The sequence below is a fragment of the Halobacillus litoralis genome, from assembly GCF_009856445.1.
Taxonomy (GTDB): Bacteria; Bacillota; Bacilli; order Bacillales; family Halobacillaceae; genus Halobacillus; species Halobacillus litoralis.
On sequence record NZ_WMFA01000009.1, the window covers coordinates 48,190 to 65,656 of the forward strand.

A 17,467-nucleotide genomic window follows, 5' to 3' on the forward strand; every position below is an offset into this window, starting at 1 on the left:
GTAAAGGAGGGATTAGGAATGAAATCGAAGGCCCAAGTTTCCAAAGAAAAAAGAAGTACCTTAACAAAAACACAAGAAGTTAGATTCCAGAAAGAATTCAAACGAGCAAATAAAATAGTAGAAAACACAAGAATGAAGTAATGGTGCTTCAGATCCCCTTTCTGTCATAAGAAAAACACCGGGTATGGTCAAATGTGCGCCATGCCCGGTGTTTCATTATGTTTAGAGAGTAACTCTCCATCTTTATCTATATTGTTTTCTCCTCACCCACATCGTTGCTGCCCATTTTTCTCCATTGGTGACTGGTGATCCGCCATGGAGCGTGCGCTCATTGATTTCAGGATCGGAATAAAAATATTCGAAGTAGACGCCCATGCCTTTTTGAGGAGAAACAGCTAAATTCATATGTGGGAAGTACGTTTCCCCACCCTCTTCGACATCGTTCAAATAAAGAACAAGGGTGCTGATCCTCGGATTGTTTTTTGCCTGGACCTTCGATTTGAAATAATCATAATGGGCTTTATATTCCTGACCTTGTTTATAATTCAAGATGTGAAGTCCTTCTCCATGTTCAACGGGTACATTCATGATGTGCGCCAACCGCTTTTCAATTCGGGTAGTGATATCATCCTCCGGCAGAAATGTGCTGCTGCTTGTACGGATGTCACTCACTTCATGACGCGAGCCGATTTTTGAGCGGTTCATCCGATTTTGAGAAAGACGGATAAGCTCATCACATTCAGCATCACTGATGACGTTTCCTAAAATAGCAATCTTAGGGTCTTCCATTTTGGCAATAATCGCAATCTCACGGTCTTCCGTCATAATCCTGTTTCCCTTGTGGTCAAAAATGGAAGCTTCTTTCACTGTTAATGTCAACTTTTCATCAACCTCTTCTTATTTTTATAAGACGTTTTCAAAGAAACGTATATCCAGGAAGAAGATTGGATATTAGAAATATATTACCACCTTTTTATGATTTATTCTTTAAGTTTTTATAAAAATTACAAAATTGTTCACAAATGATAAAAGTTTACTATTTTTGTTTGTCTGACCCCCATATGATGGCTGATTCTATAAAAAAACACTACCTCTTTCACATTGGAAAGAAGTAGTGTTTCCTGCTCCCCTATATGAATAAGGAGATGGGTTAGGCACTACTGCATCTTTTTACTTTGTTGAAGCAGTTTGGATTCTCCTGTCCTTTCCCATTCCTCTACTGTTTCATAGGCTTTTTCAGGAGTATATCCCTTCCCTACAAGCAATCCCATCAAAATGAATTCTTGGAGGATGTGGGTAGCATTAATTCCTCTTTTCACATCTTCCAACCCTTCATTGACCAAAAATTCCGTGTACCTCACCCATTCGTCCGGGGTCTTCCCATAGACAACGGTACTCCCATTCCCTTCACTGTTTTCTCCCTCCGCTGCCATGGCATCTGCCTTGGTCGCATGAACCGTCCCGAATGGATGATTGGGTGGAGCGTATATCGAATAAAGTTTCAGTGGCGTATTCCCTGTATTGGTTACATTATGCCATGTTCCAGCAGGGACGATGATGGCGTCATCATCATAGACGTTTCTTTCAAAACTTAGATTGTTTTTACGGTCGCCCATTTGTGCCATTCCCTGGCCCTGTTCAATACGCAGGAACTGATCGACATTTGGATGCACTTCCAACCCAATATCTCCGCCCGGGGGGATACTCATTAAAGTTACCTGTAAGTTTGATCCCGTCCATAAAGCCGTCCGATAGTTTTGGTTTTGCTTCGTCGCTTCATTGATATTGATGACGAATGGATTAGAGCCATAATCTTTTAGCATCACCCGGTCATAATAGCCATATGGTTGGTTAGGTGCAGACCAATATCCTGCAGAATTTCTGTAACCATAACCTGGCTGGTTTAAGTAATATGGATGCGTATAGGGTCCAACATACATTTTCTCAAATCCCTTCCCATTTGTTGTTTTATCCTATGTATGGAATACGTGGAGTGTCCTTGATGCACGTTTTTGGCATAAAACAACATTCTTCTGATCCACACGGACACCCCTCAAGAGAAATAAGACAATCTGATTATTTTTATAAAAAAAAAGCCTGCCTCTTTGTGTGATTGCGTACACGCCTGGAGAGGCAGGCAGGACTACATATGTCTACCTTTTTTCTGCGGCTTTCTTATTAAAGTCGAACTTAATCTTATAGTCTTCATCCAATGTCAAGGCGGTACTGAACGGTTTCTTTCCTTTAAATCCTTTTAAGACCTTCGTCCGTTTTTTCTCGCACAGGGTTTTGATCATATTGGCTGTCAGCGCTTTTCCGGCTAATCTTTTCGGAAAACTCACCTTGCAGCCTTTTTTATATTCAGAACATGCGTAGAATTTGTACCGATCCATAATCGAACCTGTCTCACATGCCGGGCATTTGGCGATTGGTGTATTCCATTTTTTCTTTTCACCCGTATTCCGGATCTGAACCTGTTGAATGGAATCAGGAGTCTCCTGGATCAGCTTTTCAATAAACTGACTCGTCTGTTTGATGAACGTTTGCTTCGATCCTTCTCCGCTGCCGATTTTCTTCAAATACGATTCCCACTTCGCAGTCATGGACGGGCTCGATAACAGCGTCCCTTCGATAGCTTCACAAAGCGTAACGCCTTTAGCGGTGACATAAACGTTGTTCTTCTTCACTTCAATGTATTTTTGCGCTTTAATCGTTTCAATGATGCTTGAGCGGGTAGCTTCGGTTCCGAGGCCTTCGACTTCTTTCAGGATTTCCACGTCTTCCTCGTCATCCATGAGCTTTCCACACGTTTTCATCATGTTGATCAGCTGACCTTCGGTGTACGGTTTCGGAGGCTGGGTCATGCTTTCTTTTATATGAAGGCGCGCCCCCACCTCTTCTCCTTTTTGCACATTCGGAAGCAGCGCATCTTTTTCCAGTTTCGCTTTGGATGGCTTAGGAAAAAGCTCTTTCCAACCCTGGTGCACTTCTCTCCGCCCTGTTGATTTAAAAGGAAGGTCATGAACGTGTGTGAAAATCGTCGTCTCTTCATAGACGTGATCATTATGGAACATCGCAAGTGTCGTCGCGAGCACCTCTGTATAGATGTTGCGTTCCTCACGACTCAACCCATTCAGTTTCTTTTCCGTCGGAATGGACTTTGTCGGGATGATGGCATAGTGCTCCTGAACCTTCTTGCTGTCCACATACCGCTTCCTCGGTTTTAAAGAGATCGGGGTGAAAGAAGCGTTCAACGTATCCTGATAGGCCTTCAGGTTGTTTACTAAATAGGAGAACTCGCTTTCGGTAATGTAATTACAGTCGGTCCTCGGATAGGAGACAAGCTTTTTCTCATAGAGCTTTTGCATCGTCTTCAACACTTGCGAGGGTGTGTACTTCCAGCGTCTGTTCGCAACACTCTGCAACGTGGATAGCGAATGCAGTTTCGGTGATTTTTGATGTTTTGTCTTTTTGTCTACACGCTGGATTAACCCCTGGTGGTCGGTCTTTTCCTTCAAGCCATGCTTGTCCATAAGCTCCTGGACCTTGGCTTTATCCTTTTCCTTGATCTCAGCGAGACCCTTATAGGAACCTGCGTCTGATTGAAAAAGTCCCTCGATTTGGTAGAAAGGCTCAGATACAAAGTTCTCTATCTCCTTGTGCCTCTGGTAAATCAAGTAGACGGTTGGCGATTGCACTCGACCGATCGTTAAGTAGCTTCCGAACCCTTTCTTCTGCAAATGCAGTGTGAATAGACGGCTCGCGTTGATCCCTACCATCCAATCACTGATTTGACGGGCTTTCGCTTCATCAAACATACGTAAGTCTTTTTCATTGTTTCGTAGATTACTAAATCCTTTACGCACTTCGTCCTTTTCAAGAGAATTGATCCACAAACGGCGTACCGGCTTCCCTTTCACCCCTGTTAAACGGAGGATACTATAGAAAATGTTCGACCCTTCCCTGTCGACATCGGCCGCATTTACAAGGACGTCGGCCTGCTGGAACAGACGCTTGACCTCTTTAAACTGCTCCCACTTCCCTTTGGATACTTTTTCAAGAAATCGGTCAGGAACAATCGGCAGCTGATCAAGCTTCCATCGCTTCCACTCCGGCTTATAGTCGTGCGGTTCTTTCAATTCCACCAGATGACCGACGCCCCACGTGATCGTCGCCCCGTTCGGGAAAATATCATCCGGTTTGAGTACAATATACGTTTTCGTTTTTTCCTGTATTGTAAAAGCCTCTGCATATGCTTTTGCCTGAGAGGGTTTTTCGGCTAAGATGACCACTCGTGTCATGGTCTCCCACTCCCTTCATTGAACCCCAAGAGTACTATGGGATGAACTGTAAATCAAGGATTGGTGTCGTTCTTTTATACTTGGTAGTAGGGTGCGGGACCTTTGGGGCGGGGTGCTCTCCGTTTGGCGCGACTCGCTACTCCTTTCGCGCGACTCGCTCTCCTTTGGCGCGACTCGCTCTACCTTTGGCGCGACTCGCTACTCCTTTGGCGCGACTCGCTCCCCTTTGGCGCGACTCGCTACTCCTTTCGCGCGACTCGCTATTCCTTTGGCGCGACTCGCTCTCCGTTTGGCGCGACTCGCTCTCCTTTGGCGCGACTCGCTCCCCTTTGGCGCGACTCGCTACTCCTTTCGCGCGACTCGCTCCCCTTTGGCGCGACTCGCTACTCCTTTCGCGCGACTCGCTACTCCTTTCGCGCGACTCGCTCCCCTTTGGCGCGACTCGCTCCCCTTTGGCGCGACTCGCTCCCCTTTGGCGCGACTCGCTACTCCTTTCGCGCGACTCGCTACTCCTTTCGCGCGACTCGCTACTCCTTTCGCGCGACTCGCTCTCCTTTGGCGCGACTCGCTCCCCTTTGGCGCGACTCGCTCTCCTTTGGCGCGACTCGCTCTACCTTTGGCGCGACTCGCTACTCCTTTCGCGCGACTCGCTCTCCTTTGGCGCGACTCGCTACTCCTTTCGCGCGACTCGCTACTCCTTTCGCGCGACTCGCTACTCCTTTCGCGCGATTCGCTCTCCTTTGGCGCGACTCGCTCTACCTTTGGCGCGACTCCCCCTCTTATTGGATCAGCACTCTAATAGGAACCTTGCTTTTTTAGTAGAACCACTTTTCCCCTTACAATAAGCGCTCAATAATCGATACACCACATGTCTTGAATCTACCTTTAAAAAGTCTCTAGCTTCTTTATTGCTAATTGTTTTGGCAACAAGCACAGCATATTCTTTCAAGGCTTGTTCATGAGCAAGAAAAGAGTGGTGAGAACAACCTGGACATACCCATTTCATTTTTGTTCTTTTCATTGAATACTTTCCACACGCGGGGCACCTGACTCCTTTGAGCAGATCCGAATAACTCAAGTTGAAACGTTTCATGTAATCCGGCACATGATCCTGGTGGGATTCAGCCAGCGCTTGGCCAATTCGTAACAGCTCTTCCTTCTTGAATCTCTTCCCCTGATGCATATCCTTTTTCTTTTCCAACGCATCCACGAGAGAGGAAGCGCGTATGACTTTTTCATAGATACGAGAGTCTGAGGAGTCAAATTCGAGTGTACATCGACGATTCGTGAATACCACCAGGAAGTCGATGGGGATACGAATCCTTAGCTGCCGCCATAACCATTCATCTAATAAACGCTTCTGCCGTTCCGCCTGCTCCACAGGATCATGGAATCCTTCCGTGTCGCGACGCATTTCCTTTTTTTCACGATGGATAGAGATCTGACCGATCATATTTTTTGCTTCAAGAATCAGAATGAAGGAAGGGAATAAGATAACCGTGTCGATTTGAAAAAAGTGGTGCCCGTCATGCAGCCGCAGGTTGTGAAGGATGTGATGAGGGCCTTTCAAATAATCGAGGTGAAAATCAAGGGACTGTTCGCCATTCCAGCCGGCTTTCATTGCCGAGAGGGTTTCTTCTACTTGGGGGACAGCGGGGTGATGAGGATTGAGGCGGTTCTTTAGTATTTCCAAATGGACAATATCAGGAGGGATGGTGCGGGGTTTTAGGATCATAAGTGAACTCCTTTCCCCTCTATTAAAGTCGAACGCCCCTTTTTTGTCCAGAAAAAAGAGACCAGCCCAGTAGTGGACTGATCTCTATAAATCTTCTATTTAAAAATCAACATCCTGCCCATAATAAGCGGCTACAAAGAGTTTCTTCATTTCTTCTACGGATGTTTCACGCGGGTTCGTTCCTGTACACGGATCTTCTACCGCGTTTTCAGCCATTGTATCGACATGTTCTTTGAATAATTCTTCGGAGACACCAAATTCCTGCAGTGTATTCGGTACATCCATTTCACGATTCAACTCCCGGACCCATTCAATAAGAGCATCGACGAGCTCCTGATCATTCTGCCCTTGCAGACCGATTCTTTTCGCTAAAGCCGCAAAACGATCTTCGACAACACTTCTGTTGAATTGAATGACGTAAGGGAGGTAGATCGCATTGGCACAGCCGTGTGGTACTCCGAAGGTCGGACCACTCTTATGCGCCAGGCTGTGTACGTTTCCTAACACCGCATTAGAAAAGGCCATACCAGCCATCGCCTGAGCATAATGGACTTTTTCACGACTTTCTTTATCTCCTTTATAGGAGGAAAGAAGGTGTTCTTTCAATATTTCAGCCGCTTCTTTTGCAAGCGCATCTGTAAATGTCGTGCGTGGTTTCGCTACATACGCTTCAATGCTGTGGGTGACCGCATCCATACCACTGTAAGCTGTCACACGTTTCGGCATGGATTCAACCATGACAGGGTCGATGATGGCGAAATCGGGTGTCAGTTCAAAGCTGGCTAACGGATATTTCACGCCTGTTTCTGAATCAGTGATGACAGACAGGTTGGAGATCTCGGATGCTGTCCCACTTGTCGTAGGAATACCGATGAATCTCGCCTTGGAACGAAGTTCAGGCAGCTCAAACGGTTTGGTCGCATCTTCAAAACTGAGGTTCGGATGTTCATAGAACAACCAGAAGGCTTTAGCTGCATCCATCGGGGAGCCGCCGCCGATTCCAATGATCCAATCAGGTTCAAAACTCATCACCGTATCCAGATGTTCTTGCACAAGCTTCGTGGAAGGCTCTTCTTTTATTCCTTCAATAAGCTTGGTTTCTATATTCGCTTCTGCTAGATTTTTTTCAATCGTTTCCAGGTTCCCGTTTTCTTTGACGGAACCTCCACCAATTACAAGTAAGGCTTTCTTTCCCTCTACAGATTTCAATATATCAAGAGCATTTTCACTAAAATAAATATCGCGTGGAATTGTAAAACGGTTCATGAAATCTCCTCCTACTTTTTGGTTACATTCGGGAATATTGCCGGTTTTCTTTTTCACCAAACCATTCAGTAGGTTTCATCCTTGAATTCAGTCCATTTGTAACCCCTTATTTAGTGAGAAAGCACTAGTGAACTATATGTTTATACTCCAGGGACCATATGCTGAATTCCCATCCGAACCAGGAATCCTCCTGGGCATGATTTAAGCTAATGAATATGGATTATGATAATATATGTAAGTTAACACTTTGATCTAAGAATGGAGCATCCTTATGGTACAAATCGCAAAACGAGGATACACCTTTTTTATAAGCTTATATGTCCTCATGCATTTTGTCGTTTATTTTATAGGTGGGGACATGCTTTCCACCACTCTTTCCTTATTCGGTTTGGCGGCCTTTGTACTGGGTTACTTCTTCCTGCCGGTGAAACAGGCAGCGATTTCCCTTTTGCTGCTCATCATTGCCTTAATTGTTCATATTTCTGCCGGGACCTCACTTATTGAAGGGACCGTATCCGGATTTACAGTGATGAGCGGACTGATCGCGCTCTTACTGATCGTTCCTACGATCAGCTGGGTACTGGAGGAAAAGCCTTATATCGAATCGGTCATCAATTTCGCCCAAAACCTCCTGAATACAAGTCGGAAGTTCTATTTCGGAATGATGGTGATCACTCAGATCATTTCCTACTTTTTATTATTCGGTTCCATCCCGATGGTCTACAGCATGATCAACGACTTTTTGAGCAATCAAAAAGGAGAGGTGTGGGAGAATTATAAAGGAACAGCCCTGTTACGTGCGTTTTCCTTAACGACGATGTGGGTTGTCAGCATTCCTAGCTTTATTTTTGCCGTCGATGCCCTTGGAGCATCCTTAGGCTTATCCATCTTACAGGGTTTCTTCATCTCATTTGCTGGAATCTTGTTGTCAGTCTTATTCTCTTATTATCAAGAACGCCATTATGGCGTGGATCTAACAGCAGGCATCCAGGAACAGCTTAAGAAGATTGCCGACCAAAAGAAACAGGATACGAAAGGAAACCGAGATGCTCTGGAATTCGGATTTCTTTTTGTGACGTTATTCGGGTCGATCTTTCTGCTGAATGCGCTTTGGGATGTACAGCTTCTGCTCATTATCCCTATCGTAATCGTGGCCTGGGTCATTCTCTACTTCCTCATTCGTAAGAGAAGCAGCGCGATTACCGAGAACGGAAAAACTTATGTAGCTAAAAGTATTCCCAACAAAGCTCAGCAGTTTTCGATTTTATTAGCCGCCGGGTTTCTAATCAACGCGGTGAATCAGTCGGGATATGGCGAGTACATTATCGATGGCCTCTTTTACGTGACGGACGCCGTACCGTTCCTGAACTTCTTATGGGTTCTTCCTTTTGTTGTGATTATCCTTGGATTCATCGGGCTTGGTCCGTTGACGGTCATCGTCCTCGTCTCAGGAATTCTGCAGGGCGTCGATCTTCCCTATCCACCGGAAATCGTGGTACTTGGAATTACATCAGGCAGCGTTATTTCCATTATGTTATCACCGTTGATTTTACCATCGATCATTTTGAGTTCTGTGAACAAATTGAGCATCATTAAGAACGGATTGATGTTCAACTATAAATACGCCCTGGCCTTTTATGTCATGGTGCAGATCTACCTTCAGCTTTTTGTGCTGTTTTTCTTATAAAAAAATAAACGGAAACTTATGACGGGCCTTTTCCACGGCCCGTCTTTTTTCATGATCTCTTTGTTTAGATGTGTTTCTTCTAGAAAGAGAAATGACAGACCGCATTGTTGAATAGGATTTAAGAGAATATGCTTAGCATTTTGTAGAAACAGGAGGGACACCATGAATACGAATGAAAGCTATATTGAAGTGGAACCGGGGATTGAACTATTCGTTCAGGAAGCCGGTACAGGAGACCCCCTAGTATTCATTCCGGGTTTTACGTTCACGACGGAAGTCTTCTCCGAGCAGGTGAAACATTTTTCAAAAACGCACCGAACCATTGTCATTGATCCCAGAAGCCATGGCCGATCCACGATGACCGTCCATGGGAATGATTACGTCACACACGGGGCGGATTTACAAAAAGTGCTGAAGGAATTGAAGGTCGAGAATCCAACGCTTGTCGGCTGGTCCTTCGGCTGTTTGACCGTATGGGAGTACTTTCGCCAGTTTGGAACCGATGGGATCAAGTCTGTCATGCTGATCGATATGCCGCCGAAATCTTTATCGTTGAAACAAGACGAGGACTGGGTGGAGGGTCCACTTGATGACCTGGCTGCAGCGTATACGAACTTCCTCCGACACCCCAGAGGACAGCGGGAATTCATTTCGGCTTATGCCACCGGTGTAATGGTCCAACGGGAACTGACCAAAGAAGAATTGAATTGGATGGTAGAGCAGTCTTTGAAAACCCCCTACTATATCGCGGCCAACTTATTCTCTTCCGGTCTCTTTTCGGATTATCGAAAAGAAGCGGAAGAAAGCAGTGCATCCATTCCGACGCTTTTCGTTGTCGCCGAACATTGGGGAGAGACAGCGACCGCTTACCTTAACAAGCTGACGCCTTCCGCTTCGGTGAAGACTCTGGGAGGACACCTCATGTTTTGGGAGCACCATGGGAAGTTCAACCAGATGGTCGAAGAATTTTTGAGTGAGTCTCATTAATTTTTTAAGGCTTTCTGCCTGGGGTTCCCAACACCATTCTTTATGAGGGAGGGCCCTTTTGAAAAGGCTTGATCCAGACAAACTTTTCGTTGAGTTTAGACCTGGGGTTACAAAAAACGCTCCCCTGTTAGGACGCAAGTATACACTGACCCACTCCGACATAACGGCAGAGCTATTTCTTACGCTGGGATTGACGTATGCCTATGACAAGATCACTCAGATGAGAGATGAAGTGCTTGAGGAATGGAGGATAGAAAATGGTCGTCCCTATCTCTATGTCTACGTTTATGTGGATGGACAATATGGATCTCACCAATCCGCTGTTCGAAATGCCATCTTCAGACGTGAACTACCCTTAGCCCTTGAAGCTATCAGGTATGGGGACCGGTATTTTTTTGAAGCCTATCCCGAATTGGATCATGCCCCCATTTTCATTCGTTTTGATTCCATAGATCCCCGATACAATCGCTATGAGTACTGGGGTTACCCGAAGGATTATAAGTAGACTCGACAGGATGTCACCTGCCCAAGTCACAGATATACAGAAAAAGGTTCATCCACTGCTTTGGATGAACCTTTTTCTCATGAAGATAGCCAGTATCGTGGATTCAGATCCTGGTTATTTTTTCAGCACTAACTTTGCCACAGATTCCACATGATACGTCTGTGGAAACATATCCACGGGCTGAATGCCTTCCACTTCATAGCCGTTCTTTACTAAATATTTCATATCCCGCGCCTGTGTTTCCGGGTTACAGGACACATAAACCACTCGCTTCGGCTTAAGCTTCACAACGCTTGATAAGAAGGCTTCGTCACTACCACTTCTCGGCGGGTCCATAATTACGACGTCTGCTTTCTCCCCGCGCGCAGCCATATCGACCATGAATTCACCAGCATCCCCTTGGTAGAAGCGTGCATTGGTCACGCCATTGCGCTTCGAATTTCGGATGGCATCCCGGACCGCATCCTTGTTCACCTCTACTCCAATGACTTTGCCAGCTTTGCGGCTGGCCACAAGACCGATCGTACCAATTCCGCAGTACGCATCAATCACGGTGTCGTTTCCAGTCAGCTCGGCCATTTCAATCGCTTTTCCATAAAGCTTCTCCGTCTGAACAGGATTGATTTGGTAAAAGGACTTTGCTGAAATTTCAAATTCCAGCCCGCACAACGTATCTGTAATCGTTCCCTTGCCGAACAGCACTTTCTCCTGTTCGCCCAAAACAACACTTGTATCCCGTTTGTTCACATTCAACAGCATGGTCGTTATATCAGGGTGAGCTTTTCTTAAAGCTTTAACGAAGTTGTTTTTCCCCTTGAACTCAGAGGAGGCAGCAACGAGTACCACCATAACCTCTCCGCTGACTTTACCTACTTTGATCAACACATGCCGTAAGAAGCCACGTCCAGTGTCTTCGTTATACGGCTGCATTTTCGAATTCCTCATATAATCTTTGATGGTGTCTATGATTTCGTCCGCTTTCGGATCATGAATGAGACATCGATCCATTGGAATGATTTCATGCGTGTGCTGCGCATACAGACCACCAATGACCTGACGCTTGTGATTCAAACCGAATGTATTATGATTCTTGTTGCGGTAATCATAGGGGTGGTCCATCGTGTAAATAGGATCCGGTTTTCCAAACGGTTTCATCAATTGATCAATGGTTTCCTGCTTGAAACGGGCCTGGGCATCGTTACTCATATGCTGAAGCTGGCATCCTCCGCATTCGTAATAATATGGACAAGGTGGGTCGACTCGTTCTTGTGCAGAAGTGATTACATTCTTCACCTCTGCGTCCAAAAACTTCCCTTTTTGAACGATGTTCACCTCAGCCTTTTCACCTGATAAAAGCAAAGGGACTTCCAACTGTTTCCCCTTCCACTCGGCAATCCCCTTCCCTTCATCGGTGAGACCTGTGCACGTGACCTGTGCGGTTATAGGTTTCTGCCCCCGTGCAGGTTTACCCTTAGAAGGTCTATTCGGAGAAAAGTTCTGTTTCCCGGTTGGCCTGCCCACCTTTTTCGGTTTCTTATTCAGCTTTTTATTTCCTTGATGCTTTCGTTTACTCATAGGCACTTCCTGTCTTTGCTTATTTGCCCCTCATTATAAACTACCGGGAGCCGGCGGTAAAACAGAGAGAAGAAAAACGAGCCTCCCCCTTAGATTGGGAAGGCTCCTAAATTAGCTCTTTTTAAGTTTTTGAACCATAAGGAATCCGGCTGTCATCGTAAAAAAGATCAGCAATAGACCCGCAAAACCGTTGGTGAAACCTGTGCGCTCAATGGCAAATCCGAACATTGGAAAGCTGACCATAATGATAAAGCTCTCCATTAAACCGATCAATGAAAAGAAGGTGGATCTGACATTGCTTTTTAATAAGTTTTGCACAAATGAACTGAAGATGGGTTCGAATAAACTCAACAGCTGTGCAAGGAATAGGAAGGATAAGAGAATAGCCCAGTCCACAGCGAAGATGAACAGGATGAAAAACAAAAAGAACAGGCCTAAACCGTAATGTAAAAGATTGAAGAACTCAAATCGTTTTTCGACCTTGTAGGCGATTTTCGCCATGACAACACCCAATAGTCCCTCGATTGTAAATACAGCACCTACAACTACAGAAGAGTAACCTAACTGGATAAAGTATTCCTGGCCATAAAAAACGAGTATAACCATAACCGCACTCGCCAGAATAAATAACACCACAGGCTGGTGGAGGACCGAATTCCGCTTCCATACATCGATACCTAATTTAAATTGATGGACCCACTGGTTATACCATCGTCCGCCGATGTCCTCTGTCTTTTCTCGTTCCGGTTCTTTCAGTAAAAACAGAGGAATCAAGGCAAGGATATGGGTGAAGATGGTGGAGCCATAGACCCACTCCCAGCTGATCTCTGCCATGAATCCTCCCAGGAACTTAGCAAGGCTCAAGGATAATAGAGCAAGAGCCGTCATGCTTCCGATCACCTTCGTATAATCTTTCTCCCTATTTTCATTTTTCAACGTATCATATGCAAAAGCCTGTTCCGCGCCTGAGTGGAAAGTAACCATGATTCCCATCGATAAAAAGGCGAGTGTGAACATCGAAAAGGTACCGCTGATCAACATGAACAGGCCATAAAAAAGACTGAACACATTCCCGATGACTAAGCTCACTTTTCTCCCGTACAAATCAGCAATCATTCCTGTGGGTACCTCAAACAGGACAATCGCCAAGTGAAGAAAAGCTTCCAACAAACCAATCTGACCGAACGTCATCCCTCTGTCTCCGAGGTAGATGACCCACAAGGCCCGGTCAAAAAACAACTGAGCAAAAAAGATATAGAAATACAGCATATAGATACTGCGTTTTGTTTTAAACATGGTCATTCGTCCTCTCTTCTACATAAAAAAGCCACACGTGATCATTCCCGTGTGGCAGCCTCCGCTAATTAAAGGAAATCATACATACGTTCACTTTATGGAATTCAGCTAAAAAAGGACACACCTGTCCCTCTGATCGCTGATTTTCCAATAATAGACATCATGAAAAGCAGGTGCTTATCCTCACTTTTGATGTCTAAGGTGAATGCATGCATGAATTTCCCTCCTTTATGTACAAGATTGATCCCCATTATATAACGGTTCAGAACTTAAGACAACTTCATCTGGTCCAATAGCAATCCTCTGATTCTCTATTTCATCCGAAAGCGAATCGATCTTTTCAAAAACAGTCCATACAATAAACGACCTTTTTGTTGTATCTCTATGAAAACAATGATACTATACTATTCAGTAATAGTATGACACATTAAAACGAATCAGAACAATTAGTGTGACATAATAAAAGGGCCATAAATGCAGGAAGCTGTACATAACATCATCGCTTTCCCGGCCCTCCTCATCACTAAAAGTAAGGGAGATGGATTGTGACTACTAAAGAAATGGTGTATATCGTGTCAGATTCAGTCGGTGAAACAGCTGAATTAATGGTAAAAGCTGTGGCGAGTCAGTTTTTTGGTCAGGATGTTGAAATCCAGCACTTCTCCTATGTAGAAGATGAGCAGGATATTAATAATGTCATCACAGTGGCGAAGTATCGTCCATCCATCATCGCTTACACCATCGTCCTTCCTGATTTGAAGGAATACCTTGACCACAGGGCTGAAGAAGAACAAATCATTGCGGTGGATTTAATGTATCCGTTGATGAATGCGTTCGCTGAAAAATTCAATATGCAGCCTAATCGTCAACCGGGACAGATGAGAAAGTTGGATGAGAACTACTTTAAACGAGTGGAAGCAATTGAGTTTGCTGTGAAGTATGATGACGGACAGGAAGTCAGAGGATTGAAACAAGCCGATATTGTTCTTGTCGGAGTGTCACGAACCTCAAAGACTCCTCTTTCTATGTATCTAGCGAATAAGCAATTCAAGGTGGCCAACGTCCCGCTCATCCCGGAGGTCCCGCCTCCAGAAGAACTTTTTAACATCCCTAGAAAAAAGTGCGTGGGATTGATCATCTCACCGGAAAAATTAAATGACATTCGCAGAGAGCGATTAAAACGACTCGGGTTAACGAACTCAGCCAGTTATGCCTCATTGAATCGAATTTTTGAAGAATTAACATGTGCGGAAGACATCATGAAAAAGATTGGGTGTCCAGTCATCGATGTCTCCAATAAAGCCATCGAAGAGACGGCCGATATCATTCTGGCCATGTTTAATAAAAGGGGGAGCTTTGCCTAATGGAAAACAATGTTGTATTCATGTTTGATCACACAGAAAGCGGCAAGAAGGAACTTCTAGGTGGAAAAGGCGCAAACTTAGCGGAAATGACCCGTATCGGTTTACCTGTCCCATATGGTTTTACGATTACGACCGCTGCCTGTAACGCGTACTATGATGCAGGTGAAGTCATTTCGCCGGAAGTCGAAGCCCAGGTATTACAATCCCTTCAAACGCTTGAATCCAAAACAGATAAACGCTTAGGCGATCCAACCAATCCGCTGCTTGTTTCGGTGCGCTCAGGTGCTGTACATTCCATGCCCGGGATGATGGATACTGTTTTGAACCTTGGCATGAATGATGAAACGGTCAAAGGAATGGCAGAACTTACGAATAACCCTCGCTTTGCCTATGACTCCTACCGCCGGTTCATTCAGATGTTCGGGAATGTTGTTCTGGATATAGAAAACTATCTTTTTGAACAACAGTTGGAAGAGATCCGTGAAGAAAAAGGGTACCACTCCGATACAGAATTGACAGCTGAAGATTGGAAGCTGGTCATCGAAGCATTCAAAACCACTGTGGTCAAATATACGAAACGAAGCTTCCCTCAAGATCCTAAAGAACAACTTTTCCTTACCATTCAGGCTGTGTTTGACTCATGGAATAATCAGCGGGCCGTCCTGTACCGCCGCCTTCATCAAATCCCTGGACACCTTGGGACAGCCGTCAATATTCAAAGCATGGTTTTCGGAAATATGGGGGAAGATTCCGGGACAGGCGTCGCCTTTACACGCAATCCTTCTACTGGTGAGTCCAAACTTTATGGGGAATACTTGATCAACGCACAGGGAGAAGACGTTGTGGCAGGAATTCGTACACCTCAGCCAATTGCGACGCTCAAAGATGAGATGCCGGATGTGTTTCAACAATTGGTGGAGACCTGTCAGCTGTTAGAAGACCATTACAAAGATATGCAGGACATTGAATTCACCGTAGAACGCGGGAAGCTGTTCATCCTTCAAACACGGACAGGTAAACGAACCGCCCAGGCTGCCATTCGTATCGCAGTTGAAATGGTGAAAGAAAAAATCATGGATCAGCGTGAAGCTCTTTTACGTGTGGACCCAGATCAGCTCAACCAGCTCCTCCACCACCGCATTGATCCTGACTACAAGAGAGAAAAATTAGCGGCTGGCTTACCCGCTTCCCCTGGAGCAGCCACCGGCCAGGTCGTCTTTGATGCAGATGAAGCCGATCAGCTGTCCAAGGATGGAAAAAAGGTGATTCTCGTTCGACCAGAAACGACGCCTGATGATATCCATGGCATCATCGCCTCTCAAGCTACCGTTACGAGCCGGGGCGGGATGACCAGTCATGCCGCCGTAGTCGCAAGAGGTATGGGGAAAGCCTGTATCTGCGGATGTGACGCGTTGAAAATTCATTTGGATTCCAAACAGTTCATTGTAGGGGATACCACTGTGAACCACGGAGATATCATTACGATCGATGGTTCAACCGGAGAAATATTCCTCGGTGAAATTCCAATGATCGAACCGGAACTTTCAGAGGAATTCCAGTTACTTCTACGCTGGGCAGATGAAGAAAGAAAAATGGGGGTACGGGCGAATGCCGACAATCCGACAGATGCAGCGAAAGCTCTGGAGTTTGGAGCCGGCGGCATTGGACTCTGCCGTACAGAGCATATGTTTATGGACAGCTCCCGCATCCCTACCGTTCAAAGCATGATATTATCTGAATCCATTACGGAACGGAAGGAGCATCTCGATCAGCTCCTGCCGATGCAGCAGCAGGATTTTGAACAGATTTTTGAAACGATGCAGGGCCACCCGATTACCGTACGCTTGCTGGATCCACCACTTCATGAATTTATGCCGGACAAAGAAGAACTGCTTGTTGATGTGACGAAACTGCAAATCACAAGTCCTGACTCCAACGAGCTGCAGGCAAAGCAAAACCTTTTACGCAAAGTACGATTATTAGAAGAGGCGAATCCAATGTTGGGCCTCCGTGGCTGCCGCTTAGGTATGATCCATCCTGAAATTTACGAAATGCAGATCCTGGCTATTTTCCAAGCGATGTCTACCGTCATGAAAAAAGGAATCGCCGTGAAACCGGAAATCATGATCCCTCTTGTCAGCCACGTAAATGAACTGAAAGAAATGCGTCAATTGGTCGTTCGGATCAGCCAGCACGTTCAGTCGGAAACAGGACAGGAATTCGAGTACCTGATTGGAACCATGATTGAAACGCCACGCGCAGCACTTACAGCCGATCAAATTGCTGGAGAAGCTGACTTTTTCTCCTTTGGAACCAATGATCTAACTCAAACAACGTTTGGATTCAGTCGAGACGATGCAGAAGGGAAATTCCTCCAATATTATGTAGATAGCGATGTGCTCCAGAGAAATCCGTTCGTTTCCTTAGACCAGGACGGCGTCGGGAAACTGGTGGAAACTGGTGTGAACCTCGGCAAAGAGACAAATCCTGCACTGAAAACAGGGATTTGTGGAGAGCACGGTGGAGAAAAAGAGTCCATTCAATTTTGCTATGATTTAGGGCTGGAGTATGTAAGCTGTTCTCCTTTCCGAGTTCCATCCGCAAGACTCGCAGCCGCTCAGTCCACCATCCGCAGTGAACGGAACAAGTCCCGGAAAGAACCGCAGTATAATTAATGGAAGAATGAATACCGAATTTCCTTCTATCTTGATAAAAATCACGCTCCATCCTCTTTGGATGGAGCGTGATTCT

At 45.4% G+C, this 17,467-nt stretch carries 13 protein-coding genes; 6 read left to right on the top strand and 7 right to left on the bottom strand.

Annotated elements, in window-relative coordinates:
• Window positions 1–18 precede the first annotated feature (18 nt).
• On the top strand, window positions 19–141 hold the full coding sequence (locus GLW00_RS16595; protein ID WP_160915927.1) for a YfhE family protein: 123 nt from the start codon (window positions 19–21) through the stop codon (window positions 139–141).
• 102 nt (window positions 142–243) lie between these two features.
• Here GLW00_RS16595 and GLW00_RS16600 read toward each other — a convergent pair whose 3' ends face one another.
• From GLW00_RS16600 to GLW00_RS16620, 5 genes are all read right to left on the bottom strand, one after another.
• Window positions 244–825, bottom strand: a complete 582-nt coding sequence (locus GLW00_RS16600) for a 2OG-Fe(II) oxygenase (RefSeq protein ID WP_160916026.1) — start codon at window positions 823–825, stop codon at window positions 244–246.
• Between the two features lie 332 nt (window positions 826–1,157).
• The gene (locus GLW00_RS16605) at window positions 1,158–1,940 is read right to left on the bottom strand and encodes a cupin domain-containing protein (protein ID WP_160915943.1); all 783 of its coding nucleotides are present in this window, start codon (window positions 1,938–1,940) and stop codon (window positions 1,158–1,160) included.
• A gap of 213 nt (window positions 1,941–2,153) precedes the next feature.
• Entirely contained in the window at window positions 2,154–4,301 is a 2,148-nt protein-coding gene (locus GLW00_RS16610) for a type IA DNA topoisomerase (RefSeq protein ID WP_160915944.1), read from the bottom strand.
• A 787-nt stretch (window positions 4,302–5,088) separates the two neighbouring features.
• The gene (locus GLW00_RS16615; RefSeq protein WP_160915946.1) at window positions 5,089–6,036 is read right to left on the bottom strand and encodes a nuclease-related domain-containing protein; all 948 of its coding nucleotides are present in this window, start codon (window positions 6,034–6,036) and stop codon (window positions 5,089–5,091) included.
• A 99-nt stretch (window positions 6,037–6,135) separates the two neighbouring features.
• A complete protein-coding gene (locus GLW00_RS16620) occupies window positions 6,136–7,302 on the bottom strand; it encodes an iron-containing alcohol dehydrogenase (protein WP_160915948.1) in 1,167 nt (388 codons plus the stop codon).
• A 271-nt stretch (window positions 7,303–7,573) separates the two neighbouring features.
• Between GLW00_RS16620 and GLW00_RS16625 the strand changes: the two genes are divergently transcribed.
• From GLW00_RS16625 to GLW00_RS16635, 3 genes are all read left to right on the top strand, one after another.
• Window positions 7,574–8,989, top strand: a complete 1,416-nt coding sequence (locus tag GLW00_RS16625; protein WP_160915950.1) for a hypothetical protein — start codon at window positions 7,574–7,576, stop codon at window positions 8,987–8,989.
• A 162-nt stretch (window positions 8,990–9,151) separates the two neighbouring features.
• A complete protein-coding gene (locus GLW00_RS16630) occupies window positions 9,152–9,976 on the top strand; it encodes an alpha/beta fold hydrolase (RefSeq protein ID WP_160915952.1) in 825 nt (274 codons plus the stop codon).
• A gap of 58 nt (window positions 9,977–10,034) precedes the next feature.
• A complete protein-coding gene (locus GLW00_RS16635) occupies window positions 10,035–10,481 on the top strand; it encodes a staygreen family protein (RefSeq protein WP_160915954.1) in 447 nt (148 codons plus the stop codon).
• Between the two features lie 114 nt (window positions 10,482–10,595).
• Here the strand turns inward: GLW00_RS16635 and rlmD are convergent, their stop codons facing one another.
• Window positions 10,596–12,056 (bottom strand): 23S rRNA (uracil(1939)-C(5))-methyltransferase RlmD, encoded by a 1,461-nt coding sequence (rlmD, locus tag GLW00_RS16640; RefSeq protein ID WP_160915956.1) that lies wholly within the window; start codon window positions 12,054–12,056, stop codon window positions 10,596–10,598.
• A gap of 111 nt (window positions 12,057–12,167) precedes the next feature.
• The gene (locus GLW00_RS16645; protein ID WP_160915958.1) at window positions 12,168–13,352 is read right to left on the bottom strand and encodes an MFS transporter; all 1,185 of its coding nucleotides are present in this window, start codon (window positions 13,350–13,352) and stop codon (window positions 12,168–12,170) included.
• Window positions 13,353–13,897: 545 nt separating this feature from the next.
• On the opposite strand from GLW00_RS16645, the gene GLW00_RS16650 reads away from it, so the two are divergent.
• Together GLW00_RS16650 and ppdK are read left to right on the top strand one after the other, a co-directional pair.
• Window positions 13,898–14,716: a pyruvate, water dikinase regulatory protein gene (locus tag GLW00_RS16650; RefSeq protein ID WP_160915960.1), complete on the top strand. Its 819-nt coding sequence runs from the start codon at window positions 13,898–13,900 to the stop codon at window positions 14,714–14,716.
• Window positions 14,716–17,391: a pyruvate, phosphate dikinase gene (ppdK, locus tag GLW00_RS16655; RefSeq protein WP_160915962.1), complete on the top strand. Its 2,676-nt coding sequence runs from the start codon at window positions 14,716–14,718 to the stop codon at window positions 17,389–17,391. Before GLW00_RS16650 ends, ppdK begins: the two co-directional genes overlap by 1 nt.
• Window positions 17,392–17,467: the final 76 nt, after the last annotated feature.

Bases quoted from the DNA above. Each gene is read 5' to 3' on its own strand.
- GLW00_RS16620 (WP_160915948.1), bottom strand. From the start codon at position 7,302: ATGAACCGTTTTACAATTCCACGCGATATTTATTTTAGTGAAAATGCT.
- GLW00_RS16595 (WP_160915927.1), top strand. From the start codon at position 19: ATGAAATCGAAGGCCCAAGTTTCCAAAGAAAAAAGAAGTACCTTAACA.
- GLW00_RS16625 (WP_160915950.1), top strand. From the start codon at position 7,574: ATGGTACAAATCGCAAAACGAGGATACACCTTTTTTATAAGCTTATAT.
- GLW00_RS16600 (WP_160916026.1), bottom strand. From the start codon at position 825: ATGACGGAAGACCGTGAGATTGCGATTATTGCCAAAATGGAAGACCCT.
- GLW00_RS16645 (WP_160915958.1), bottom strand. From the start codon at position 13,352: ATGTTTAAAACAAAACGCAGTATCTATATGCTGTATTTCTATATCTTT.
- GLW00_RS16610 (WP_160915944.1), bottom strand. From the start codon at position 4,301: ATGACACGAGTGGTCATCTTAGCCGAAAAACCCTCTCAGGCAAAAGCA.
- rlmD (WP_160915956.1), bottom strand. From the start codon at position 12,056: ATGAGTAAACGAAAGCATCAAGGAAATAAAAAGCTGAATAAGAAACCG.
- GLW00_RS16605 (WP_160915943.1), bottom strand. From the start codon at position 1,940: ATGTATGTTGGACCCTATACGCATCCATATTACTTAAACCAGCCAGGT.
- GLW00_RS16615 (WP_160915946.1), bottom strand. From the start codon at position 6,036: ATGATCCTAAAACCCCGCACCATCCCTCCTGATATTGTCCATTTGGAA.
- ppdK (WP_160915962.1), top strand. From the start codon at position 14,716: ATGGAAAACAATGTTGTATTCATGTTTGATCACACAGAAAGCGGCAAG.
- GLW00_RS16630 (WP_160915952.1), top strand. From the start codon at position 9,152: ATGAATACGAATGAAAGCTATATTGAAGTGGAACCGGGGATTGAACTA.